General features: G+C 67.9%; 17 protein-coding genes. 7 read left to right on the top strand and 10 right to left on the bottom strand.

Going from position 1 to position 24,416, the window contains the following annotated elements; all coding sequences use genetic code 11:
* Nucleotides 1–195 precede the first annotated feature (195 nt).
* A complete protein-coding gene (locus AC1RAA_RS12685) occupies nt 196–1,269 on the top strand; it encodes an aromatic ring-hydroxylating dioxygenase subunit alpha (RefSeq protein WP_492728974.1) in 1,074 nt (357 codons plus the stop codon).
* A 43-nt stretch (nt 1,270–1,312) separates the two neighbouring features.
* On the opposite strand, the gene AC1RAA_RS12680 is transcribed toward AC1RAA_RS12685, so the two are convergent.
* From AC1RAA_RS12680 to AC1RAA_RS12645, 8 genes are all read right to left on the bottom strand, one after another.
* On the bottom strand, nt 1,313–2,812 hold the full coding sequence (locus AC1RAA_RS12680) for a carotenoid oxygenase family protein (RefSeq protein ID WP_492728976.1): 1,500 nt from the start codon (nt 2,810–2,812) through the stop codon (nt 1,313–1,315).
* A gap of 12 nt (nt 2,813–2,824) precedes the next feature.
* Nucleotides 2,825–3,262 carry a DUF2141 domain-containing protein gene (locus tag AC1RAA_RS12675; protein WP_159278020.1) on the bottom strand — a complete coding sequence of 146 codons (438 nt, stop codon included), beginning with the start codon at nt 3,260–3,262 and terminating at the stop codon, nt 2,825–2,827.
* A 135-nt stretch (nt 3,263–3,397) separates the two neighbouring features.
* Nucleotides 3,398–4,507, bottom strand: coding sequence for an AI-2E family transporter (locus AC1RAA_RS12670; protein WP_492728978.1), 1,110 nt, complete (start codon nt 4,505–4,507; stop codon nt 3,398–3,400).
* A 171-nt stretch (nt 4,508–4,678) separates the two neighbouring features.
* Entirely contained in the window at nt 4,679–5,386 is a 708-nt protein-coding gene (locus AC1RAA_RS12665; RefSeq protein WP_062472095.1) for a GntR family transcriptional regulator, read from the bottom strand.
* 4 nt (nt 5,387–5,390) lie between these two features.
* The gene (locus tag AC1RAA_RS12660; protein ID WP_062472092.1) at nt 5,391–6,722 is read right to left on the bottom strand and encodes a C4-dicarboxylate transporter DctA; all 1,332 of its coding nucleotides are present in this window, start codon (nt 6,720–6,722) and stop codon (nt 5,391–5,393) included.
* A 172-nt stretch (nt 6,723–6,894) separates the two neighbouring features.
* Nucleotides 6,895–8,094, bottom strand: coding sequence for a dihydrolipoamide acetyltransferase family protein (locus AC1RAA_RS12655; RefSeq protein WP_492728980.1), 1,200 nt, complete (start codon nt 8,092–8,094; stop codon nt 6,895–6,897).
* Nucleotides 8,095–9,108 (bottom strand): alpha-ketoacid dehydrogenase subunit beta, encoded by a 1,014-nt coding sequence (locus AC1RAA_RS12650; RefSeq protein ID WP_062472230.1) that lies wholly within the window; start codon nt 9,106–9,108, stop codon nt 8,095–8,097.
* Between the two features lie 5 nt (nt 9,109–9,113).
* Nucleotides 9,114–10,355 (bottom strand): 3-methyl-2-oxobutanoate dehydrogenase (2-methylpropanoyl-transferring) subunit alpha, encoded by a 1,242-nt coding sequence (locus AC1RAA_RS12645; protein ID WP_095946923.1) that lies wholly within the window; start codon nt 10,353–10,355, stop codon nt 9,114–9,116.
* A gap of 207 nt (nt 10,356–10,562) precedes the next feature.
* Between AC1RAA_RS12645 and AC1RAA_RS12640 the strand changes: the two genes are divergently transcribed.
* Nucleotides 10,563–12,353: a SulP family inorganic anion transporter gene (locus AC1RAA_RS12640; RefSeq protein ID WP_492728984.1), complete on the top strand. Its 1,791-nt coding sequence runs from the start codon at nt 10,563–10,565 to the stop codon at nt 12,351–12,353.
* Between the two features lie 97 nt (nt 12,354–12,450).
* The gene (locus AC1RAA_RS12635; RefSeq protein ID WP_492728986.1) at nt 12,451–13,425 is read left to right on the top strand and encodes a metallophosphoesterase family protein; all 975 of its coding nucleotides are present in this window, start codon (nt 12,451–12,453) and stop codon (nt 13,423–13,425) included.
* Here the strand turns inward: AC1RAA_RS12635 and AC1RAA_RS12630 are convergent.
* Nucleotides 13,394–14,008: a DUF308 domain-containing protein gene (locus tag AC1RAA_RS12630; RefSeq protein ID WP_492728988.1), complete on the bottom strand. Its 615-nt coding sequence runs from the start codon at nt 14,006–14,008 to the stop codon at nt 13,394–13,396. The genes AC1RAA_RS12635 and AC1RAA_RS12630 overlap by 32 nt on opposite strands.
* Nucleotides 14,009–14,158: 150 nt before the next feature.
* Here AC1RAA_RS12630 and AC1RAA_RS12625 point away from each other — a divergent pair, with 150 nt between their 5' ends.
* A complete protein-coding gene (locus AC1RAA_RS12625; protein WP_492728990.1) occupies nt 14,159–15,628 on the top strand; it encodes an HD domain-containing phosphohydrolase in 1,470 nt (489 codons plus the stop codon).
* Nucleotides 15,629–15,653: 25 nt separating this feature from the next.
* On the opposite strand, the gene AC1RAA_RS12620 is transcribed toward AC1RAA_RS12625, so the two are convergent.
* Nucleotides 15,654–19,199 (bottom strand): indolepyruvate ferredoxin oxidoreductase family protein, encoded by a 3,546-nt coding sequence (locus tag AC1RAA_RS12620; RefSeq protein ID WP_492728992.1) that lies wholly within the window; start codon nt 19,197–19,199, stop codon nt 15,654–15,656.
* Nucleotides 19,200–19,462: 263 nt separating this feature from the next.
* On the opposite strand from AC1RAA_RS12620, the gene AC1RAA_RS12615 reads away from it, so the two are divergent.
* From AC1RAA_RS12615 to AC1RAA_RS12605, 3 genes are all read left to right on the top strand, one after another.
* Nucleotides 19,463–20,350: a LysR family transcriptional regulator gene (locus tag AC1RAA_RS12615; protein WP_062472076.1), complete on the top strand. Its 888-nt coding sequence runs from the start codon at nt 19,463–19,465 to the stop codon at nt 20,348–20,350.
* Nucleotides 20,351–20,812: 462 nt separating this feature from the next.
* Nucleotides 20,813–21,091, top strand: coding sequence for a hypothetical protein (locus AC1RAA_RS12610; protein WP_492728995.1), 279 nt, complete (start codon nt 20,813–20,815; stop codon nt 21,089–21,091).
* Nucleotides 21,092–21,202: 111 nt separating this feature from the next.
* Nucleotides 21,203–22,975 (top strand): glycosyltransferase, encoded by a 1,773-nt coding sequence (locus tag AC1RAA_RS12605; RefSeq protein WP_492728997.1) that lies wholly within the window; start codon nt 21,203–21,205, stop codon nt 22,973–22,975.
* Nucleotides 22,976–24,416: the final 1,441 nt, after the last annotated feature.

Raw genomic sequence — 24,416 nt, 5'->3', positions numbered from 1 at the left:
CGGCGCTCGGGCATGGCAGCGTGGGGGTTGGACGCGCGACAAGGGCGCGCCACAATCCGGGCGCGCTAATTGCAAGTCGATCGGCGCAGAGTAGAAGCGTTCAGCCTCGCGCATGCCTTTCATCAGGCATGCCGACGAAGCAGGAAATTGCTCTTTCACGTTCGTTCCCCCACGCAACAACGAAGGAGTTCGCCCATGCTCGTCACCCGACAACCCGTCTTCCGCAAGTTCTGGCATGCCGTCATGCCGCTCACCGAACTGGCCCACGGCCCCAAGCCCTTCCGGCTGCTGGGCGAAGACATCGTTCTGTTTCTCGACGCCGACGGTCAGCCGGCTGCCCTGCGCGACCGCTGCTGCCACCGCACCGCGAAGCTTTCGAAGGGCTGGTGCGTGGACGGCGAAGGCAAGGCCTGCGGGCAGGGCGCGATCCAGTGCGGCTACCACGGCTGGACCTACGACCGCAGCGGCCAGGTGGTGCGCATCCCGCAGTACGAGCCCGACCGCAAGATTTCGCCCGAGTACAAGACCACGGCCTACCCCTGCACCGCGCGCTACGGCTACGCCTGGGTGGCGCTGGAAGAACCCATTGCCGACATCCCGGCCATTCCCGAGTTCGACGACCCGGGCTACCGCACCATCTTCCAGTTCTACGAAGAGTGGCAGACCAGCCCGATGCGCGCGCTCGAAAATTCGTTCGACAACTCGCACTTCAGCTTCGTGCACCGCGCCACCTTCGGCGTGGCCGCAAGCCCGAAGCCGAGCAAGTACGAGTTGGTGGAAAACGAAGCGGGCTTCTACGCCGAGACGGTGATCGAAGCGACCAACCCGGTGAAGTTCCACGCCATCAGCGGCGTGACCGATGCGATCACCACGCGCCACATGCGCAACGCCTACTTCCTGCCGTTCGCGCGCCGCCTCGACATCGAGTACCCGAGCGGCATCCGCCACATCATCATCAACTGCTTCACGCCCATCGACGACGGGCGCATGCAGCTGTGCCAGTGGCTGTTCCGCAACGACACCGAGGCCGACTGCGCGGCGCAGATGCTGATCGACTTCGACGAGGAGATCACGCGCGAGGACAAGGACATCCTCGAATCGACCGACCCCGATGCGCTGGTCGACACGCGCCGGCGCGGCGTGGAGTACTCGATGGAGTCCGACCGGCCGGGCATGCTGATCCGCAAGCACCTGATGCAGCTGCTCGCCAGGCACGGTGAGGCGGAGGTGCACCGGGGCCTGACGATCCCGATCGCGAAGGCCGCCTGAGCAGGAGACCGCTGCTGGCCCCGCGTGCGCGTGGCCGCAGCGCTCAGGCCTTCACGAAGGCGCCGTGCAACCCCAGCGGCAGCGCGTAAGGCAGCGTCGCCTGCGCCACCGGCCCGGCGGCCAGGTGGTCGGCGGCGAAGCACGACAGCACCGTGCGCTGCCGGCCGAAGTCCAGCGCCGTGCCCAGCACCCAGCCGGCCTTGGCGCCGTCGGGCACGAAGACGTGCTCTTCCACGATGGCCTGCGCGCCGTAGCTGAAGCGCTGGCTGCGTCCGCTCTCGATGTCGGTGCGCGCGACGGCGCCGAAGCCGGGCACGTCGGCGCGCGTCTGCGTGGCGTGCACCACCTGGCGATGGCGCAGGCCGACGCGGCGCGGGTCGATGCGGGGGAACTCGGCTTCCAGCGGCAGTTCCCGCTGCGTGGCCTTGCCCGTTCCCAGGTCGAGCGTGGCAACGGTCAGGCGCGGCTCGTTGCGCCGCACGCGGCGCGCGCGCATCACCTCGCGGTTGCTGGTGAACACCGACTCGGCGTTCTGCGTGCGCACGTAGTCGATGTGGATGCGCGCACCGCGCGGCGTGTCTTCCTCCCACGCATTGCCGACGTGGAACAGGAAGCCGGCCGGCAGCTCCAGCAGCTGGCGCTTCTCCCAGTTCTGCTTGTCGACCACCAGCGCGCGCATGCCGAGTTCGGGCCGCCAGACATGGGCGTCGAGAAAGCTCGCGCCGGCCTCCTTGCGCTTGCTGTCGTACACCAGCGGCGGCATCAGGAACACCAGGTGCCGCGCGGTCACGGCGAAGTCGTGGACCATCGGCAGCTCGGGCACCGGCACCACGGCCGCGCGGCGCAGCGCGCCGCCGGGCGCGATCTCGTACAGCGCGAGCAGGCTCTGGCCGGAACTCACGCCGAAGTTCCACACGGTGCCGTCCGGGTCGACCTTGGGGTGGGCCGAGAAGGGCATGCCCGCGAGGTCGGCGCGCCAGGTCTTCACGCCCAACGTGTCGAGGGTGCGTGCATCGATGCGCGTGGCCGAGCCGCCTTCCCACAGCGCCAGCACCTCGCCCTGCATCGGTAGCACGCTGGTGTTGGCGACGTTGATGGCGTCGGCCGAGGTGGGCGGCTCCACGCCCGGCGGCATGGTGCCGAAGGCTTCGGTGAGGTGGCGGCCGGCCTTCACCTCGGCCACGCGCTTGGGCGTGGCGACGTAGCGGCCCTGGTGGCGCACGTCGGCGCCTTCGATGACGAAGCGATGCACCATGCCGTCGCCGTCGAACCAGTGGTGGTAGCGCTCACCGCCCAGGTCGTGGCCGGCCGGGCCGATGCGAAACAGCGTGCCGGCGACGGCGTCGGGAAAGCGCCCGCGCACGGTGGCGCGGGTCAGGGGCAGGTCGCCAGGCGGCGTGGCGAAGCCGATCTTCCAGGGCGCGTCGGCGGCCTCGAACTGGGCTTGCCAGTCGTCGGTGGTGCCGGCGGCACGCGCCAGCGGGGCGAGCAGGGGCAGGGCGCCGGCCGTGGCCAGCAGGCGCAGGAGTTCGCGTCGTTCCATGGCCGTGTCTCCTCAGCGCAGGTGGATGACGGCCTGCGCGTCGGCGTCGATGCGCAGCGCCGCGGCCTCGAAGTCGGGCGCGCCGCGGTTGCCCTTGGCGTCGTTCGAGAAGCCGTAGCGTTCGATCGGCATGCCCACCAGGTTGGTGTCCAGCTTGCCGTTGCCGTTCTCGTCGGCGAACACGCGCAGCGCGTAGCGGCCCGGTGCCAGGTCGGTGAAGACGAAGCGGGCCTTGCCTTCGCGCAGAGGCGCGGTCTGCGAGGCGAGGGCCTTGCTCTCGGCGTAGCTGGCGGCGTCGTTGTACAGCGCGACGTAGAGCGTGGCGCCGGCGGCCGGGCCATCGGCGATGCGCAGGTTCAGGTCGGCGGCGAGGGCGCCGAGCGGGGCGAGCGCGGCAGCGGCGATCAGGCCGCGCGCGGCGGGGCGGGAGAGGAAAGCGGGAAGGTGCATGGCAGGCCTCGTGATGGGTGGAGGGCCCGACGATCCCGCAGTCGCCGGGCGGTGCCCAGCGTCATGCGACGGAATGCGTGAATGCGCGCGCGAAATGCACGCAGAAGGAGCGAACGCCGGAGGCCCGGCGCCGTGTCAGGCCTTGTCCTGCCCGTTCTTCGGGGCTTCTGCGGCTTCTTCGGTCGCGTGCCCCGTGCCCACATGGCCCGAGTCGGCAAAGAGGCTCCAGGCCGCCATGAACAGCGCCGCGATCACCGGCCCGATCACGAAGCCGTTGATGCCGAAGATCGCCATGCCGCCGATGGTCGACATCAGCACGATGTAGTCGGGCATCTGCGTGTCCTTGCCCACCAGCACGGGGCGCAGGATGTTGTCGACCAGGCCGATGACGAACACGCCGATGAAGATCAGCACGCCGCCCTGCCAGAAGTGCCCGGTGGCCAGGTAGTAGATAGCCACGGGGCCCCAGATCAGCGCCGCGCCCACGGCCGGCAGCAGCGACAGGAAGGCCATCAGCACCGCCCACAGCAGCGCGCCCTGCACGCCCAGGAACCAGAAGGCCAGCCCGCCGATGGTGCCCTGCGCGATGGCCACGGCCACGTTGCCCTTCACGGTGGCGCGGATCACGGTGGTGAACTTGTTCAGCAGGTAGTGCGTGTGCGGCTTGGCCAGCGGCAGCGCGTCGCGCATGGTCTTCGAGAGCGACGTGCCGTCGCGCACCAGGAAGTACAGCAGGTACAGCATCACGAAGAAGCTCACCACGAAGTCGAAGGTGTTCTGCCCGATGGCCAGCGCCTGGCTGGCGATGAGCTGGCTGGCCTGGCCCGCGATGGCCGAGACGCGCGCCTGCCAGGCCGCCATGTCGCCCAGGTTGAAACGCTCCACGATGTTCAGCAGCCACTGCGGCGTGGCGTCCAGGATCTGCTGGAAGTAGGCCGCGAAGTTGATCTGGCCCGAGCGGATGCTCTGCGTGATCAGCGCGATCTCCTGCACCAGCGACACGCCCACCATCGCCAGCGGCAGGATCACGATGAACAGGCAGATCGCCAGCGTGGACATCGCGGCCACGTTGCGCCGGCCCGGCATCTTCTTGAGCAGCCACTTGAACAGCGGCGTGAACAGAATCGCCAGCGCCACCCCCCAGAGCACCGCGCCGAAGAACGGCATCAGCACCCACAGAAAGGCGACGGTGACGGCGGCAAGCAGGGCGAGGAAGACGCCGCGCTGGAGTTGGGGAGAGTTCATAAGTGTCTCGGACTGTAGCCGAGCCGGAACCCGCCGCCGTGTCAGCCGGCGCGCCCTTGTGCGGCGCAGCAGGGTTGCCAAGGAAAAACGCCGCAGGCGCAGGGCCGGCGGCGGGTGTCAGCTATTCAATTGATAGCTGGCGGCGGCACAAATGCACGACACGGCACAGCTTCAACGCCTGGCCGCACGCGGCAGCGCCACCGGCGCCAGCGTGGCGCGCAGCCGGCTCGGCGCATCGGGCTCGGCGGTGGCGTCGACCTCCAGCGCCCGTTCGACATTGCCGATGTGGTCGAGCATGAGCTGGCGCGCCTGCTCGATGTTGCCTGCCTCGAGCGCCGCGACGATGGCGCCGTGCTCCGCGCACGACTGTCCGGCCTCGTGCTTCGACTGGTAGAGCGTGGCCGCCAGCGTGGTGCGGGCCGTGAGGTCGCGCAGCACGTCGACCAGCAGCTGGTGGCCCATCTGCTCGGCCAGGCAGACATGGAAGTCCGCCAGCAGGAAGGCGCGCGTGGCGGCGTCGGCGCCTTCGATGGCGCGCTGCTCGTCGGCGATGTGGTCGCGCAGCTTGCGGATCACCTGGCCCAGCGGCCGGCCTTCGCTGGCGGCCAGGATGCCGGCCTCGACGATGCGGCGTGCCGAAAAAGCGTCGCGCGCTTCCTCGGCCGAGGGCTCCACCACGTACCAGCCGCGGCGCGACTGCACCTCGACGAAACCGCGCGCCTGCAGCTGCATCAGCGCCTCGCGCACCATGGTGCGGCTGACCGAGAAGTTCTCGGCCAGCGCCTGCTCGCCGAGCCGGTCGCCGGGCGCGAGCTTCTGCGCGAGGATGGCCTCGACGACGCGTTCGGCGATGGCGGTGGGGCTGACGTCGGCGGGCATTTTTTCAGTGGGCGGTGGAAGCGGCGGTGCCGGTGTTTACCACGGGCGCCTCGGCCAGCGGCTCGTCGTCGGGCGAATAGGTGCCGTCGAGCACGGCATGGGCACGTTCGCGGTCGATGTCGCCTTCCCACGCGGCGATCGCGACGGTGGCCACGCAGTTGCCGATCAGGTTGCCCAGCGCGCGGGCGATGCCCATGAACCAGTCGACCGACAGCACCAGCACCAGGCCGATGGCGGGAATCGCCGGAATCGCATGCAGCGTGGCGGCCAGCACCACGATCGCCGAGCCCGGCACGCCGTGCGCGCCCTTGGAGGTGACCAGCGCGATCGCCAGGATGGTCAGCAGGTCGGCCATCGAGATCGGCGTGTTGGTGGCCTGCGCAATGAACACCGCCGCCAGCGTGATGTAGATCGAGAACGCGTCGAGGTTGAACGAGTAGCCCGTGGGAATCACCAGGCCCACCGTCGAATCGCGGATGCCCATGCGGCGCAGCTTGGCCATGATCTGCGGCAGCACGCTGTCCGACGAGGTGGTGGCGAACACGATGGCCAGCTCTTCGCGCAGGTAGCGCAGCAGCTTCCAGAGGCTGAAGCCCGACATGCGCATCACCAGCCCCAGCACCACGAACACGAAGACCAGCACCGCGCCGTAGAAGAGGGCGACCAGCATGCCCAGCTGCTTGAGCGAGCCGATGCCGTACTTGCCCACCGTGAAGGCAATGGCACCCAGCACGCCCAGCGGCGCCAGCTTGATGATGATCCCCATGATCTTGAACAGCACCAGCGAGAGCGCGTCCACCACCGCCGCCACCGGCGCGCCGCGATCGCCCAGCAGCGACAGCGCGCAGCCGAACAGCACCGCGAACAGCAGCACCTGCAGCACGTCGCCGGTGGCGAAGGCGGCCACCACCGTGGTGGGAATGAGCTTCATCAGGAACTCGACCGTGCCGCCGCTGGTGAGCTTGTCGGCGTTGGAGGCGTAGGCGCTCATGGCGCTGGCGTCCAGCGCCTTGGGGTCGACGTTCATGCCCACGCCCGGCTCGAACACGAAGGCCAGCACCAGGCCCATCGCCAGCGCGATGGTGGTCAGCACCTCGAAGTAGATCAGCGCCTTCACGCCGACCCGGCCCACGCGCTTGAGGTCGCCCGCGCCGGCGATGCCATGCACCACCACGCAGAACACCAGCACGGGAATGATCATCTTGATCAGCTTGATGAAGCCGTCACCCAGCGGCTTGAGCTTGGCGGCGAACTCGGGCGCAAAGAGGCCGACGAGCACGCCGATCACCAGTGCGATGACCACCTGTCCGAAGAGCGATTTGGCAAAGCGAGGCATGGAAATCTCCTGTCGTTGTCGTGTCGAGGTTTTGCATGCAAGGATCGCTTTTTCTTGCATACAAGAACTGTAGGCAAGAAGATTGCAGGGGGTTCAGAGGGTATTCCCGGGGCGTTCCGGTCGACGGGGTACCCCCGCCGCGCGCCGGGGCGGTGAGGCTTGTGCGGGGCGGCTACTCGATGAAAAGCAGCGCCGGGCACTCGAGCGAAGCCCGCACGGCCTGCACGAATTCGGCCGCCAGCTGGCCGTCGACCACGCGGTGGTCGAAGGAGGAGGACAGGTTCATCATGCGGCGCGCGACCACCGCGCCGCCCAGCATCACCGGGCGCTGCACGATGCGGTTGACGCCGACGATCGCCACCTCGGGCGCGTTGATGATCGGCGTGGAAGCAATGCCGCCCAGTGCGCCCAGGCTGGTGACGGTGAGGGTCGAGCCGCTCAGCTCGTCGCGCGTGGCCCGGCCGGCGCGCGCGGCATCGGCCAGGCGGGCGATCTCGGTCGCGCTCGACCAGAGGTCGCGCGCTTCCGCATGGCGCAGCACCGGCACCATGAGGCCGGCCGCCGTCTGGGTGGCGATGCCGACGTGCACCGCGCCGTGGCGCGTGAGCACGCCCGCCTCGTCGTCGAAGCGGGCGTTGATCTGCGGGAAGCGCGGCACGGCCAGCACCACCGCGCGCACCAGCAGCGGCAGCAGCGTCAGGTGCGCCCGCTCGCCGCCCCAGCGTTCGTTGATGCGGGCGCGCAGCAGCTCCAGCTCGGTCACGTCGACCTCCTCGACGTAGGTGAAGTGCGGAATGCGGCGCATCGCGTCCTGCATGCGCTGCGCGATGCGGCGGCGCACGCCGGTCACGGGCACGGCCTCCTCGTCGTGGCGTTCGGCGTAGCGCGCGACATCCGGCGCCGGCGGACCGGGCCGGCGCAGCAGCCAGGCGTCGAGGTCCTCGTGCAGGATGCGGCCGTCCGCGCTGCTGCCCGGCACCTGCCGCAGATCGATGCCGAGGACCGCCGCCCGATGGCGCACCGCGGGCGCGGCGAGCGGCTTGCCGCCCGAGGGGCGTGCGCGTTCGACTGGTGCCGGTGCAGGCGCCGCCGCCGATACGACCGGCGCCTCCTCCCGTGCCTCACCGCCGCCGGCCACATCGATCCGGATCAACTCCGCGCCCACCGCGATCTGCTGCCCCACCTCGCCGCCGAGCGCGAGCACCCGGCCCGCGACCGGCGAGGGAATCTCGACGGTGGCCTTGTCGGTCATCACGTCGGCCAGCACCTGGTCTTCGGCCACCGTGTCGCCGGGCTGTACGCGCCACGCCACCAGCTCCACCTCGGCAATGCCTTCGCCCAGGTCCGGCACCTTGATCGTGAGCGTGCCCATTCAGTTCTCCATGGCGCGGCGCAAGGCCGCACCGACGCGCGCGGGGCCCGGGAAGTAGGCCCACTCCTGCGCATGCGGGTAGGGCGTGTCCCAGCCGGCCACGCGCCCGATCGGCGCTTCCAGGTGGTGGAAGCAATGCTCCTGCACCAGCGCCGTCAGCTCGGCGCCGAAGCCGCTGGTGCGCGTGGCCTCGTGCACGATCACGCAGCGGCCGGTCTTCTTCACCGAGGCGACCAGCGTCTGCAGGTCCAGCGGCCACAGGCTGCGCAGGTCGATGATCTCGGCGTCGATGCCGGTCTCGCGCGCGGCCGCTTCGCAGACGAAGACCATGGTGCCGTAGCTGATCACCGTCAGGTCGGCGCCGGGGCGGAACACCGTCGCCGACTCCAGCGGCACCGTGTAGTAGCCCTCGGGCACCTCGCCCAGCGGATGCGCCGACCAGGGCACCAGCGGCCGGTCGTGGTGGCCGTCGAAGGGGCCGTTGTACAGCCGCTTGGGCTCCAGGAAGATGACCGGGTCGTCGTTCTCGATCGAGGCGATCAGGAGGCCCTTGGCATCGCGCGGATTGGAGGGCATCACCGTGCGCAGCCCGCACACGTGCGTGAACAGCGCCTCCGGGCTCTGGCTGTGCGTCTGGCCGCCGTAGATGCCGCCGCCGCAGGGCATGCGGATGGTGATCGGCGCGGTGAAGTCGCCCGCCGAGCGGTAGCGCAGGCGCGCCGCCTCGGACACGATCTGGTCGTAGGCCGGATAGACGTAGTCGGCGAACTGCACCTCCACCACCGGACGCAGGCCGTACGCGCCCATGCCGATGGCCGAGCCGACGATGCCGCCCTCGTTGATCGGCGCATCGAACACGCGCGAGCGGCCGTACTTGGCCTGCAGGCCTTCGGTGCAGCGGAACACGCCGCCGAAGTAGCCCACGTCCTGGCCGTAGACGATCACGTTGTCGTCGCGCTCCAGCATCACGTCCATGGCGGAGCGCAGGGCCTGGATCATGGTCATCGAGGCCATGGCCGTCACCCCTCGGACGCCAGCTGTTCGCGCTGGCGCTTCAGGTGCTCGGGCATGTCCTTGTAGACGTCCTCGAACAGGGCGGCGTCGCCCGCGACATGGCCGTCGGCCATGGAACCGAAGCGCTCGGCCTCCTTCACCGCGGTGTTCACCTGCGCCTGCATGTCGGCCTGCGTCTGCGCGTGCTCCTGCTGCGACCAGGCGCCGATGGCCGTCAGGTGCTGCGCCAGGCGCGCGACCGGATCGCCCAGCGGGAAATGCGCCCAGTCGTCGGCCGGCCGGTAGCGCGACGGGTCGTCCGAGGTCGAATGCGCGCCGGCGCGGTAGGTGACCCACTCGATCAGCGTCGGCCCCAGGTTGCTGCGGGCGCGCTCGGCCGCCCAGCGCGAGGCCGCCAGCACCGCCAGGAAGTCGTTGCCGTCGACGCGCAGCGAGGCGATGCCGCAGCCCACGCCGCGCGCCGCGAAGGTGGTGGCCTCGCCGCCGGCGATGGCCTGGAAGGTCGAGATCGCCCACTGGTTGTTGACCACGTTGAGGATCACCGGCGCGCGGTAGACGTGCGCGAAGGTCAGCGCCGTGTGGAAGTCGGACTCGGCGGTGGCGCCGTCGCCGATCCAGCCCGAGGCGATGCGCGTGTCGCCCTTGATCGCCGAGGCCATGCCCCAGCCCACCGCCTGGATGAACTGCGTGGCCAGGTTGCCCGAGATCGAGAAGAAGCCGGCCCGCTTCATCGAATAGCACACCGGCAGCTGCCGCCCCTTGAGCGGGTCGCGCTCGTTGGACATCAGCTCGCAGGTCAGCTCGAGCAGCGTCACGTCGTCGCGCGCCAGCAGCAGGCCCTGCTGGCGGTAGGTGGGAAAGCACATGTCGCCCTGCTGCAGCACCAGCGCGTGGCCGGTGGCGATGGCCTCCTCGCCCAGGCACTGCATGTAGAAGGAGATCTTCTTCTGCCGCTGCGCGATCAGCATGCGGGCGTCGAAGGCGCGTGTCTTCATCATCGCGCGCAGGCCGCGGCGCAGCAGTTCGGGGTCGGCCGGCGGCGCCCACGGGCCGACGGCGCGGCCGTCGTCGTCGAGCACGCGCACCAGCGTGTAGGCCAGGTCGCTGGTGTCGGCCGGCGATGCGTCGACCGGCGGTTTTCGCACCTCGCCGGCACGCGACAGATGCAGGTAGGAGAAATCGGTCTCGTGCCCCGGCCGCCCGGTGGGCTCCGGTACATGCAGACGAAGAGATGTGCCTTGGCTCATCGCGTTGTCTCCGCGCTCGATGGCATCGCGCGCCACCACAGCCTAGCGAATTTCGGGCGCGGGCGCAGCCGGTCAAGCGCGTGTTTCGCAGGCACCCGGGGCGCAGGGGCGGGGAGGGTCGCGCGGCCCATGCCGGCACCCGTGTCTTCCCCCTTGCCTTTCCCGGCGCGCCTCTGCACTGTCCGTCCACCCTGTGGCCCGCGGCGCATGAACGACCTGGAACCTCCACCTCCTCTTTCCGAACCCGGCCGCAGTGCGCCGCGGGCGAAGGCCGCCGATGCGGCCGGGTGGCGCCGCTGGCTGCCGGGACTGCGCACGCTGCGCGGGTACGAACTGGCCTGGCTGCGGCACGACATCGTGGCCGGGCTGGTGCTGACCACGATGCTGGTGCCCGTCGGCATCGCCTACGCGCAGGCGTCGGGCGTCCCCGGCATCCACGGCCTCTACGCGACCATCGTGGCGTTGCTCGCGTACGCCGTGTTCGGCCCCAGCCGGATCCTGGTGCTGGGCCCGGACTCCTCGCTGGCGGCCCTCATCCTGGCCGTCGTCCTTCCGCTGTCGGGCGGCGACCCGCAGCGCGCCATCGCCCTGGCGGGCCTGATGGCGATCGTGTCGGGCGCGGTGTGCATCCTCGCGGGCGTTGCGCGCCTGGGCTTCGTCACCGAGCTGCTTTCCAAGCCGATCCGCTACGGCTACATGAACGGCATCGCGTTGACCGTGCTGATCAGCCAGCTGCCCAGGCTCCTGGGTTTTTCGGTCGAGGGCGACGCGCCGCTGGCGACCCTGAAGGCCATCGCCGTGTCGGTGATGGAGGGCAAGACCCACGCGACCACGCTCATGGTCGGCGCGGGCACCCTGGCGGTCATCCTGCTGCTCAAGGGCCGCCGGCGTGTGCCGGGCATCCTGATCGCCGTAGTGGGCGCGACCGTGGCCGTCGGCGTGCTGGGGCTGGCGACACGCGAGGGGGTGCCGGTGCTCGGCGCCCTCCCGCAAGGCCTGCCGGCGTTCGGCATTCCGTGGGTCACGGCCGCCGACATCGGCCCCGTGCTGATCGGCGGCTGCGCCGTCGCGCTCGTCTCGTTCGCCGACACCAGCGTGCTCTCCCGTGTCTATGCGGCGCGCACCCGCACGCACGTCGACCCGAACCAGGAGATGGTGGCGCTGGGCGCCGCCAACCTGGCGGCCGGATTTTTCCAGGGCTTTGCCGTCAGCAGCAGTTCGTCGCGCACCCCGGTGGCCGAGGCCGCGGGCGCCAGGACCCAGCTGACCGGCGTCGTCGGCGCGCTGGCCGTTGCCCTGTTGCTGGTGGCGGCGCCGGACCTGCTGAAGAACCTGCCCACCAGCGCACTGGCCGCGGTCGTGATCGCATCGGCCATCGGCCTGATCGAGATTGCCGACCTGCGGCGGATCTACCGCATCCAGCGCTGGGAGTTCTGGCTGTCGATCGCCTGCACGGTCGGCGTGGTCGTGCTGGGCGCCGTCGAAGGCATCGGCCTGGCCATCGTGATCGCGGTCATCGAATTCCTGTGGGATGCCTGGCGCCCCTATTCCGCGGTGCTGGGCCGCGCCGACGGCGTCAAGGGCTACCACGACATCACGCGCTATCCCGATGCGCGCCTCATTCCGGGCCTGGTTTTGTTTCGCTGGGATGCGCCGCTGTTCTTCGCCAATGCCGAGCTGTTCCGCGACCGGGTGGGCGACGCCATCGCGTCGTCGCCCGCGCCGGTGCGCTGGCTGGTCGTCGCGGCGGAGCCCGTCACCAGCGTGGACGTGACTTCCGCCGACATGCTGGCCGAGCTGGTCGACAGCTTGCGCGACGCCGGCATCCAGCTGTGCTTTGCCGAGATGAAGGACCCCGTCAAGGACAAGCTGAAGCGCTTCGGGCTCTTCGCGCGGCTGGGCGAAGCCGCGTTCTTTCCGACCGTCGGTGCCGCCGTCAGCGGGTACCTCAAGACCCATCCGGTGGAGTGGGTCGACTGGGAAGACGAGGGGCGCTGAGCCCTTGCGGCCCGCGGCATGTGCCTCCCATGGATGGGGGAGGCGACGTTTCGGGGCGGCTCCTAGCATCCGCGCACCCACAACGAGGAGCCTCCCGATGAAGATCGCCTTTACTTCCTGCTTCAGCGCCCAGACCTTCAAGGAACAACCTGTCTGGACCCAGGTGGGCGCGTCCGGCGCCACGCACCTGGTGCTGCTGGGCGACTCGGCCTACTACGACGCGGACGGCTCCAGCATGGGCGCCATCAAGGCCATGGGCGCCAACGACTTCGCGATCCACGCCTTCGGCCGGCTGCGCGACCAGCTGAACCAGAAGGAGTTCGCCAAGCTGGTGCGCAAGACCGACCTGCAGATCCATCCGATCTGGGACGACCACGACTTTCTGTGGAACGGCGCTTGCGGTGCGCAGATCGAGGGACAGCCGTCTTACCGGCATTTGCTGGACCCGACCCGCGCGGCGTTCCAGGAATACCGCAAGGCGCTGGATTCACACGATCCGAAGACCTTTCCCAAGGCCGGCGATCCCTGGGCCTCGGGCGTTGCCGAACCCGGCTACCGGCCCCTCATGCTGAGCAATGTCGGCGATGCGGATGGTCCGGTGATGCTGCACCTCACCGACGGCCGCAGCTACAAGACCAAGGGCGGCGCGACGGCGGTGCTCGGCAGCGCGCAGATGAAGAAACTGAAGAAGGCCATCGAAGACTCGGACGAGAAGACCGTGCACCTGATCGCCAGCGGCCTCACCTTCGAAGCCCGCCACGGCGAGACCTGGATGGATTGCGCGGCCGAGCACGCCGCGATCCTCAAGCTCGCGGAGAAGCGCCGCATCCTCATCCTCAGCGGCGACGTGCACGAGAACCGCTTCGCCGTGCCGTGGCCGGCGGGCCCCTGGAGCCTGTTCGAAGCCACGTCCTCCGGCGCCGCGCTGCGCACGGCCGTCACCGTCGGTGCGCTGCAGCGCAACTGGGGGCTGGTCGACATCACGAAGGACCAGGTGAAGATCGAGCTGTCGCAGCTGAACATGGACACGCGCCGCCGCGTCATCGACCGCCAGAAGTGGAAGATGCTGTAGGCGCGGCGGTGAGCGGGTTCACGGGCCGCTCCTGCGGCTTGCGAAGCAGGATCACGAGTCCGGAGATCAGGAAGTACACGGCGCCCACCGTCGCATAGCCTGCGAGCGTCTGCAGGACCGGGGCGTCGGTGCCTTGCCGTGCGACGAAGAGGCCGCCGGCCAGCGCGGACTGCGCGCCGCTCAGCATCATCACCCACTGCCCCCGATGGCTCTTTCGACGGCGAACGGCCGTCGCCAGCTGCAGCAGGCCCGACACGATGGCCCAGACGCCGAAGATGGCCAGGCCGATCTGGAGCCCGAGCACCAGCGAGGCCACCACGGCCGCGGTGACCAGCGCGCTGATCCAGGTGTTCAGCATCTGGCTCGGGTTGGCCCGGGGGCCGCCCGTCATCCGGGCGTCCACCAGGTTCGCCAGCGCGTCCCACGCCGGATAGACGACCAGCAGGATCGCCGTCAGCACCGGCGACTGCCTGGCGACGCTGAAGGCCAGCGCGACCCACACGAAGGAAAAGGCCGCGCGGATGAGGTAGAGCTTGCGCAGCCAGGCGGCCGGCTGCAGAGGGGGGTGGATGATGTCGGGCATGAAAGGGTGTGGGTAAGAGGAGGGGGCGCGCCTCGCACGAGGCGGGTGCAACGATTCTTCTGCGTTCCCCCGGACCACGGTATCGGTCGAATGACCGACACGCGCCGAACCGGCGGCTGTGCGATGCTGTGCGCTCGCCCCCGCGATCCCATGCCCGAAGACACCACCCTCACCGCTTTCGACGCGGCCCGCGCGCTCGCCTTCATCGGCGACCTGAGCATGGGTCAGTCCATCGACCATTCGCTGCGCACCGCCTGGCTGGCCGGCATGATCGCGACACAGGCCGGCTGCAACGCGGCGCAGGCCGAGGTCGCGCAACACGTGGCGCTGCTGCGCTGGTCGGGCTGCACGGCGAACGCGCAGGAGTTCGCGGACTTCCTGGAAGACGACGTGCTGGGCCGGCGAGCCCTTCTGGCCTCCGCGCAACCGCGCCTGCGCCAGCCCCACCAGGCGTCCATTCCCGGGGCCGTCGTGGCAATGGCCCAGATCCATTGCGAGATTGCCGGCGACATCGCGAACATGCTCGGCCTGGGGCCCGAGGCCGAAGCCGCGCTGCGCGCCGTCTTCGAGGCCTACGACGGCAGCGGCGTCCCCGGCCTGCTGCAGGGCGAGGGCGTGCCGCTGGCCACCTACGTCGTGGCCCTGGCGAGCGATCTCGAAATCTTCAGCCGCCTCTACGGGCTCGACGAAGCCCTCACGCTCGCGCGGGGGCGCGCCGACAGCCTCTACCCCGGCTTCCTGGTCGACGCCTGCGCACCGCACGCTGTGGCGTGGATGACGCGGCTGGATGCGTCGCCCGCGCCGTGGACCGACGCCGCCGATCCGCCGGTGTCGATGCGCCGGCGCGTCGGGCTGGAACTCGTCGGCGACGTGAGCGACCTCAAGCTGCCGTGGATGACGGGCTACTCGCGGCGCGTGGCCCGCCTGGCGCGCGATTGCGGCGCCCAGCTGGGCATGAGCGAAGCGATGTGCCATCGCATCCACCGGGCCGGCCTGATCCACGGCATCGGGCGGGCCGCGGTGCCCAACGCCATCTGGAATGCGCCCGAGCCGCTGCCGGCCGCGTCGATGGAGCGCCTGCGGCTCGTGCCGTACTGGACGTCCCGCGCAGCGGGGCAGATCGACGGTCTCGCGGCAGAAGCAGAGATCGCCTCGTTCGCCTTCGAGCGGCGCGATGGCTCCGGCTACTTCCGTGGCCGCTCCGGCGCGTCGATGCCGCTCGAAGGGCAGGTCGTCGCGGCGGCCGAGCAGTGGGTGTCGCACCGCACCCGCCGCCCGTGGCGACCCGAACTGACCGACGCGCAGGCGCGCGATCGCATGCAGGCGGACGCCGAGGCCGGTCGCTTCGACGCGGAGGTCGTCGGCGCACTGCTTGCCTGCACGCTCTCGGGCACGCCTGCGAAGCCCGTGGTGCCTGCGCAGGACGATGCTTCGCTGTCCCAGCGCGAGCTGGACGTCCTGCGCTGCATCAGCCAGGGCGACAACACGAAGCAGGTCGCGCGCACGTTGAACATCAGCGCGAGCACGGTGCGCACGCACGTCGAACGTGTGTTTCGCAAGCTCGGTTGCTCGACCCGCGCGGCCGCCACGCTGAAGGCCTCTGCCAGAGGCCTGCTGTAGCGGGCCGCGCCGGCCGCTCCATCGACTAAGCGGCCACAGGCTCCGGTCGAACCGCCCGCGCAGGTGCTGCGCTGTCGAGCTGCCCGCGCAGCATTTCCCACCGCACGCGTGCCGACACGATGCTTTCTTCCTTCACGTGCCCGAAGCCGCGGATCTGCTCCGGCAGGCGCGCCAGCGACAGGGCGGTGTCGAAGTCGATGCGCTCGAAGCGCGCGAGCAGGTCTTCGACCATCGCGCGGTAGTCGGCGACGAGCTGGCGCTCCATGCGGCGCTCGGCGGTGCGGCCGAACGGATCGAGCGCCGTGCCGCGCAGGCCACGCAGCTTGGCGAGCACGCGGAAGGCGCCGAGCATCCACGGGCCGAAGCTGGTCTTGACCGCGCGGCCTTCGGCATCGCGCCGGCCCAGCACCGGCGGTGCCAGGTGAAAGCGCAGCACCGGCTTGCCTTCGAACTGCTCGCCGAGCTTCTCCATGAAGCGCGGGTCGGCATACAGCCGGGCCACCTCGTACTCGTCCTTGTAGACCATGAGCTTGAAGAGGCCCGAGGCCACGGCCTTGGCGAGCACCGTGCTGCCGCGCGTGCGCTGTTCGGCGTCGCGCACGCGTTCGACGAGGTCCGCGTAGCTGCGTGCGTAGGCGGCGTTCTGGTACGCCGTGAGGAACGCGGTGCGGTCGGCCACCAGCGCCTCGAAGCTCTGGGGCTTTTGCAGCGACACCACCTGCGCCGGCGCAGCCTGGCGCGTGACGGCTGCGAGGTCGAGCGCCGCCTTGCGGCCCCAGCGGAACGCGGCCTGGTTGGCCTTCACGGCCACGCCGTTGATCTCGATGGCCTTGTCGAGTGCCTGCGCCGACAGCGGCACGAACCCCTTCTGGAACGCGAAGCCCAGCAGGAACAGGTTGGCGGCAATGGCGTCGCCCATGAGGCGCGTGGCCAGCTGCGTGGCGTCGATGAAGTCGGCGCGGCCTTCCACCGATTCCTCGATGAGCGCACGCACCTGCGTCGCTGGAAACTCCCAGTCGGGCTGCTGCGCGAAGTGCCCCGTCGGTTGTTCGAAGGTGTTGACCAGCGCGTAGGTGCGGCCCGGCCGCATGCGCGCGATGGCGTCGGGCGCGCCGGCCGTGAGCATGTCGCAGCCCAGGATCAGGTCGGCCTCGCCGGTGGGAATGCGCTGCGCCTTCAGCTGCGCCGCGTCGCGCGCGATGCGCACGTGCGACGTGACCGAGCCGTTCTTCTGTGACATGCCCGTCATGTCGAGCACGCTCACGCCCTTGCCCTCGAGGTGCGCCGCCATGCCGATCAGCGCGCCGATGGTGATCACGCCCGTGCCGCCGATGCCGGTGATGAGGATGTTGTGCATGCCTTCGAGCGCGAGCGGCGCCGGTGCGGGCAGGGCGGGTTCCTCGGCGGCCTTCACGGCCACGGGGGCGTGCTTGCGCGGCTTCACGCCCTCGACCGTCACGAAGCTCGGGCAGAAGCCCTTGATGCACGACTCGTCGGCGTTGCACGCGCTCTGGTCCACGCTGCGCTTCAGTCCCAGGTCGGTTTGCTTCGGTAGCAGGGCGGTGCAGTTCGACTGCTCGCCGCAGTCGCCGCAGCCTTCGCACACCGCGTCGTTGATGAACACGCGCCGCGCGGCGGGCGGGAACTCGCCCTTCTTGCGGCGGCGGCGCTTCTCGGCCGCGCACACCTGGTCGTAGATCAGCACCGACACGCCCTCGAAGCCGCGCAGCTCGCGCTGCACCGCGTCCATGTCGTCGCGGTGGTGCACGCTCAGCGAAAACAAGCCGTCGCGGTCCGGCGGCAGCAGGCTGCGATCGGCCCAGCGCGTCGGGTCTTCGGCCACCAGCGCAATGCGCTTCACGCCTTCGGCCGCCACCTGGTGCGCGATGCGCGGCACGGTGATCGGCCCGTCGACCGGCTGCCCGCCCGTCATCGCGACCGCGTCGTTGTAGAGGATCTTGTAGGTGATGTTCACGCCCGCCGCCACGGCCGCGCGAATCGCCAGCGAACCCGAGTGGTAGTAGGTGCCGTCGCCGAGGTTCGCGAACACGTGCTTGCGCTTGGAGAACCACGCCTGCCCGAGCCACGGCGCGCCTTCGCCGCCCATGTGCGTGGTGGTGCGGTTGTGCTCGGGGTAGATGGCGGTGGCCATCACGTGACAGCCGATGCCCGCGAGCGCCAGGCTGCCTTCGGGCACCTTGGTCGAGGTGTTGTGCGGGCAGCCCGCGCAGTACCAGGCCGGTCGCGAGGGCGTGGCCACGGCCTTGCCGAGCACCACGTCCTTCGCGTCGAGGATCGCCAGCCGCATGCGGATGCGGTCGCTGGTGTGAAAGCGCGCCACGCGCCCGGCGATGACGCGCGCGATCTGCGCCACCGAGAAGTCGGCCGTGGCCGGCAGCAGCCACTGGCCGCGCGGGTGCGCGCCCCATTCGCCCTGTTCGTCGAACTTGCCGATCACGCGTGGGCGCACGTTCTCGCGCCAGTTGTACAGGTGCTCCTTGAGTTGGTACTCGACGATCTGGCGCTTCTCTTCGACCACCAGGATTTCTTCGAGCCCGTCGGCAAACTCGCGGATCGAGTCGGGCTCCAGCGGCCAGGGCATCGACACCTTGAACAGCCGGATGCCGATGCGCGCGGCCTCGTCGGCGTCGATGCCGAGTTCTTCGAGCGCTTCGAGCACGTCGCGGTACGACTTGCCCGAGGCCACGATGCCCAGCCGCGCCTGCGGCGAATCGATGGTCACGCGGTTCAGGCGGTTCTCGCGCGCGTAGGCGATGGCGGCGTAGATCTTGTAGTCCTGCATCAGCGCCTCCTGCTTGCGCGCCTGCACGCCGAGCGTGTCGGTCGACAGCCGCGCATGCACGCCGCCGGGCGGGAACACGAAGTCCTTCGGCAGGCGCGTGTGCACGTCGAGTGCGCCGGCGGCAATGGAGCCCGACGATTCCACCGTGTCCGCCAGCGCCTTGAAGCCCACCGGCAGACCGGCAAAGCGCGACATCGCAAAGCCGTGCAGGCCCAGCTCGATGTACTCCTCCACGCTCTGCGGGTAGAGCATGGGGATCATCGAGGCGGCGAACAGGTGGTCGCTCTGGTTGGGCAGGGTGGACGACGACGCGCCGTGGTCGTCGCCCGCCACCAGCAGGATGCCGCCCTTGGGCGAGGTGCCCGCGTGGCTCATGTGCTTGAACACGTCGCCGCAGCGGTCCACGCCGGGCGCCTTGCCGTACCACATGGCGAACACGCCATCGACCGCGCTCTCGCCGGTCAGGTGCACCTGCTGCGTGCCCCACACGGCGGTGGCGGCCAGCTCCTCGTTCACGCCGGGCAAGAACTTGACGGCGTTGGCTTCGAGCTGCGGCTGGGCTTTCCACAGCGCTTCGTCCAGACCGCCGAGCGGCGAGCCGCGGTAGCCCGAGACAAAGCCCGCGGTGTTCAGGCCGGCCTGCTGGTCGCGCCATTTCTGCACGAGCATGAGGCGCACCAGCGCCTGGATGCCGCTCAGGTAGATCCGGCCTTCGGTGGCCGTGTATTTGTCGTCCAGCGCAACGCTGGCGAGTTCGTGGGTTGCCATGAGAGAAAAGACTCCGGGTAGGACTCGTGGAATGCGGGCGTGGCCCCGGTAGAGGGCCGGCCCGCGAAACGCCTCGCCGGGGTTGCCGCCGAGACAGCGACGATTCTTTCGCACCCCGGCCCGAAAGTGCTTCTTCGTTTCGACGGGGAAACCCGCATTCCGGAAGAACCATCGCCGCCGCCGTCGATTCGCCGAAAGGCCTTCGGCCATGCGTTCGCAACCGCGCAGGCCCGACAATGTCCGCCCGATCGACCGAGGACCCGATGAGACCCGACCTGGATTCGCTGGCGCTGTTCCTGCGCGCCATTGAGCACGGCAGCCTGTCCAAGGCGGCCGCCGAGAGCCACATGGTGCTGTCGGCCGCGAGCCGGCGCCTGGCCATCCTCGAGAGCCAGCTCGGCGTGGGGCTGCTCAACCGCACCTCGAAGGGCGTGACGCCCACGGGCGCGGGCGAGTCGCTGGCCATGCATGCGCGCCAGATCCTGCGCGACGTGGACCGCATGCGCGCCGACCTGTCGGACTACGCGCAGGGCGCCACCGGCCGCGTGCGGCTGCATGCCAACGCGTCGGCGATGGGCCAGTTCCTGCCCGACGACGTGGCGAGCTTTCGGCTGCGCTACCCCGAGATCCGCGTGAGCGTGGAAGAGCACCGCAGCGTGTACATCGTGCAGGCGATTCGCGACCGCCAGGCCGACGTGGGCGTGATCACCAGCGAGGCGGTCGACCCGGCGCTGCACTTCATTCCGTACCGCACCGACCGGCTCGTGGCCATCGTGCGCCAGAAGCATCCGTGGCGCGGGCGCGAGGTGTCGTTCGAAGAACTGCTCGACTTCGATTTCGTGGGGCTCGAAGACGACTCGGCCATCTCCCGCACCATGGAAGACGCCGCGATGAGCGCGCGCAAGGTGCTGCGCCTGCGTGTGCGCGTGAAGAGCTTCGAGGCCGTGTGCCGGATGATCGAAGCGGGAATGGGCGTGGGCATCCTGCCCGAGGGGGCGGCGGTGACCTACCGCAAGGAGATGAAGCTGCGCTTCATCAACCTCACCGATGCGTGGGCGTCACGACGGATGTACCTGTGTACGCGGCAGGAGGCGTTGAGTTTTCCGCAGCGTCGGTTGGTGGACCATCTGTTGGCGCGAGGGATGCCCTGAGCGTCATTCGGGGCGACGCTCCCGCCGATGGGGCACCTTGCTCCGCGAATGTCCCCCGGCCTGCGGCCTCCTCCTTGATTTCGCTGCGCAAGGCACCCCATCGACGTGAGCGTGTTCAGCGCTGCTGCGGATTGGCACGGCGCTCGTAAGGCCCGCGTGCGGCGCATTGCGGAAGCTGCATTTGTTGGCGCTCGTCGGGACTTCGTGCCGCACGAAAGCGCCACTGCGCTGCGCTCTTCTCTAAAGTAGCTGCCCCTGTCACTCAAAACCCCAACAAGGGGACTCGGAAGGCGCTACATACACAGCCGTTGAAATGTTGAAAGGCTGCTTGCCTCGCGGCAGGTTGTCGGTGCGAAAGCAGCGATGCAAATGCGAGGTATCAAAAGGCGACGGCCGGGGTGTTACGAGCACCCCGACCGTCTAACCAAAGACGTGCAATCACCTTGGAAGGAACGCACAAAAATGGCTACCAAGACTATAGCCCGGCCTCGCACGCCGGTACCTCCCGCCGGAATCACTCACGAAGACCCGGCGAACCTCCTCGAAAACACACTCGCCCAACTCGAAGCCCTGCTGTGGGTCTGCCACGGGGAAGACATCGACTGGTGCAGCGGCGAAGGCCCCCGGCAACTGGACAACCTGCTTTGGCTTGCGGCGGAATTGGCGCGCAAGGCGGGGGAGTTGTTTCAGGCGAGTGAGAGGGCGCGGTGCGGAGCGCTTGAAGATGGCCATCGACGCTGACTTCAACATCGTCGAGATTCCCTGCGAGTCGGGCGTCATCAAGTTCGGCTGGACGCGTGTCGCTCCACTCGCCAGCCAGCATCCGCTTGCGTTTTCAAAGTTGAATGCGGCATGCAGTCGCAGCCGTTCATGGGCGCACTGGCAGCAGAACTCTGCGTGGAAATGCCAGATCGGCCGGCTTCAAATTCAGTACTTTGTCATTACCCAAAGCCATGGCCGATTCCTAATTCTGTTGTAAGTCAGGTTCTGGTCAGCTATCTTCAGCGCCTTGCCAACGAAGAAGAAAGCGCTGCAGAGATGAAATATGTCGATATTTCGGTCGCTCCAACTGCATCCACAGGCAAGCAAGGAAAAACTCAAGGGGGCGATCTGTTCCAGCAGGTCCGGCCCACACTCAAGACATCGACGCCCCCTGCAGAGGGGGCTGCAGGAAGTCAGAAGTCCTCCCCGACAGAGCGCGTGTTGTTCCTGCAGGAAAACTTGCGTCAGATCGGCAACGGCATTGAGGTCGCAGGCATCCGCCGCGCCCATCTCTTCCACGGCCAGCTCGGCATCACGCCGTGGATACTGACCAGCAATTTCTCTCCTCGCCTGCGTGAGAACGAAGCGAGCTTGAAGGACAAGGGGATGCTGCCTTCGGAAACGAAGGTGCTCAATGTCTACGAATGGCTGGTGGACATGAGCTCTCAGGGCTTGCTGACCCCGCTCGCTTCATCACGGCCATCACGTTCACCAGGCAGTTCATCTTCTGCCAGCGCTGCCAAGCCTTCGCTGCGAAAGATCAGCCACCCCGCAGCCTGGGATCCGACACAGGTCGGGTGTGAAGAGTTCGGGCTGGCGAACGGTCAGATCTTGATGCGAAAGACGTTCAAGTCGGGCCGAAGCGGCGCGGATCTTCAGGCCATCGAGTTGCGCGATGCGCAGGGCACTGCGGTCACCCACGCGACCGAGAGCGATTTTGTCTGCGCGATGATGGCCGCCAATCTGGAGGAAGACGTCACCTGGCACTTCCTCGTGGACAAGAACAAGATGTATCGCAAGCTCCGGCAAAGTACGGCGAGCCGCCGGTTTCACCACACTGTCAGTGCCTTCTTGCACAGCACCCATCGGCTTCCCAATGGGCAACTGAAAACCAGCTATCGGCATCTGTTCGAAGATGCGGACTCCTGCGACAGCCTGATCGTTGCCACGGAGGAGCAACATCGGGACTTGCTCGAGTCCGGTATGCCGGCGACGAAGCTGAACGTGATTCCGCACGCGTTGCCTGGTGTGCCCGAGATCGTGGAATCTGCTTCCTTGCAGGAGAAGCGGGTGATCTATCTGGCGCGCTACACGCCGGAGAAGCAGCATGAACTGCTTTTTCAGGTGTTCGAGCGCGTCCTCAAAAGGGTTCCGGACGCACAGTTGCACACCCACGGCGTGGGCCCGTTGCAAGCGACGCTCCAGGCCCGCGTCGACGCTTCGGGTCTGGCGGGGAGCATCCACATCCACGGCTATGCCAATGATGTTGCAACCCTCTTCAAGGAGTCGAGTCTCGGCGTGATGGCGTCCAACGAGGAGGGGTTCTCGCTGTTCGGGTTGGAATGCCTGGCCCACGCACGTCCGTTGGTCGCCTTTTCCGTGAAGTACGGCCCGAAGGATTTGCTGGAAGGCAGGAATGCCGGCATCCTGATTCCCCCCGGGCACGTCGACGCGATGGCCGATGCGATCGTCGCGCTGCTGGAGGACCCCGAGAAAGCCTATGACCTTCGCTTCGGCGCTTTGACGTCCGCGGAGCGCTTCACTGCGGACAAGGTGGCGCAGCGATGGTCAAAATGGTGGGCCGATGTCCGTGAGATCGCACGTCATCGTGAAGCGAACACACTCACAGACGCGAGTCTCTGAGCAGTCGAGGCGCAGCAATCAAGTCTTGATGCGATCGACTCATGACGCTGTCAATTAGCGGGCTTGAACCGCGCTGATGAGTGCCTGCTTTGGAGATGCTGGAGTGTCTCTTGTGGGCCCATAGCAGAAGTACGCAAACCCACAAACCAGACGTTCGGTGAAGTGGATTTTTTGTGACACAGCCTAAGCCCTCTGTGTTCTCCGAGCGCGTCGCTCTTCAAAATGGCGTATGACGGATTGGACGTCTACTCGACTCTCGAGAAAAATTTTTGCAAATCCAAACGCGTCCTGCCGAAGCTCCGGCGTGCAAAGGAAGAGTACAAAATCGGCTGCATCCACAGTGGAGGCTTCGCCTATCGTCCTGATTTCTCTCAGCTGATGCTCAGTCAGCATCGAAAAAGACACGATTGAGCGTCCCTCTTCTGGGGTTAGCACACGCCCCAGTCTCAGCTGAACCATCTCCTTGGTGCTCTCATAGAAATCCGGCTGGCTGCTCATAATTTTCTGACCTGTCTTGCAAGGTAAAGCTTGCTTCCGGCGAAGCAACCCTTGGAGAGTGAGAGGCTCGTCATAACCACCGACCGCTCTTGGCCGATTCTTGCTAGTGGTTGCCCAACAAGATGCGGCCGCTGGAGCATTTACCAGACATTTTCTAGGGGTTGAAGATGGCCCGTACCTTTGCCGCGACAACATCGTCCTGTATTTCCTGAAGTAGCACCAAATTTCCTCGGTTTGACGCTACCGCCCAAGCTTCTATCAAGGCAAGCCCGAGAGGGAGGATAGTTCCCCCTGGAGGCTGTGAGCTCATCGCCTCAGCCAGAGTTTTCCCCCTTCGAGGATTGCCCTCCTCCACCGCAAATAGGCGCGGTGAGGCCGCCTGGGAGATAGGAATAAACACGCCGCCACGAAACACTGCGACCGAGTTTCGCTCCACCACATACACAGCTAGTTCTGGTCCAAGGTGGTAGACGCCATCCGCGTCCCTCAGCTGCAAGCCGTACTTGCCTGGGAGCAATCCTTGCTCAACGTCTCGCTGCATCCAGGACTCAGCCTTTCTGACCCAAGAGATTTGCTCCGTGAGGTCTACCACCACTGGGACAGGAGCCGCTTGGAGTCGAGCCGCCTCGACAACTTTCACCGACGCTTGCGCAAAGACGTTGGTATGCAATGCCAAGACGAGCACTGTCACTGCGCTGCAAATACTCCGGTTCATTGGTTAACCTCTTGTGAATGCGAAGAGAGCAATTCTCGAATGCGCCATGTGCACTCGCCTTAGCTTCAAGAAATGGACTGCGGAATTGAAAGTCCGGTTGTGGCCGACTGTAGCCGGTCATGCCGAGGCGTACGTTGAAACACGTCATCTCACGGACATGACACCGCCCCGCGTCGTAGACATTTCAGTTCAACAGCCATCTTTCCTGAGGAAGGCACCTGCGGGCGT

Source organism: Variovorax sp. GW823-FHT04F07, assembly GCF_058795995.1.
This window is presented reverse-complemented; position numbering and strand designations above follow the sequence as displayed.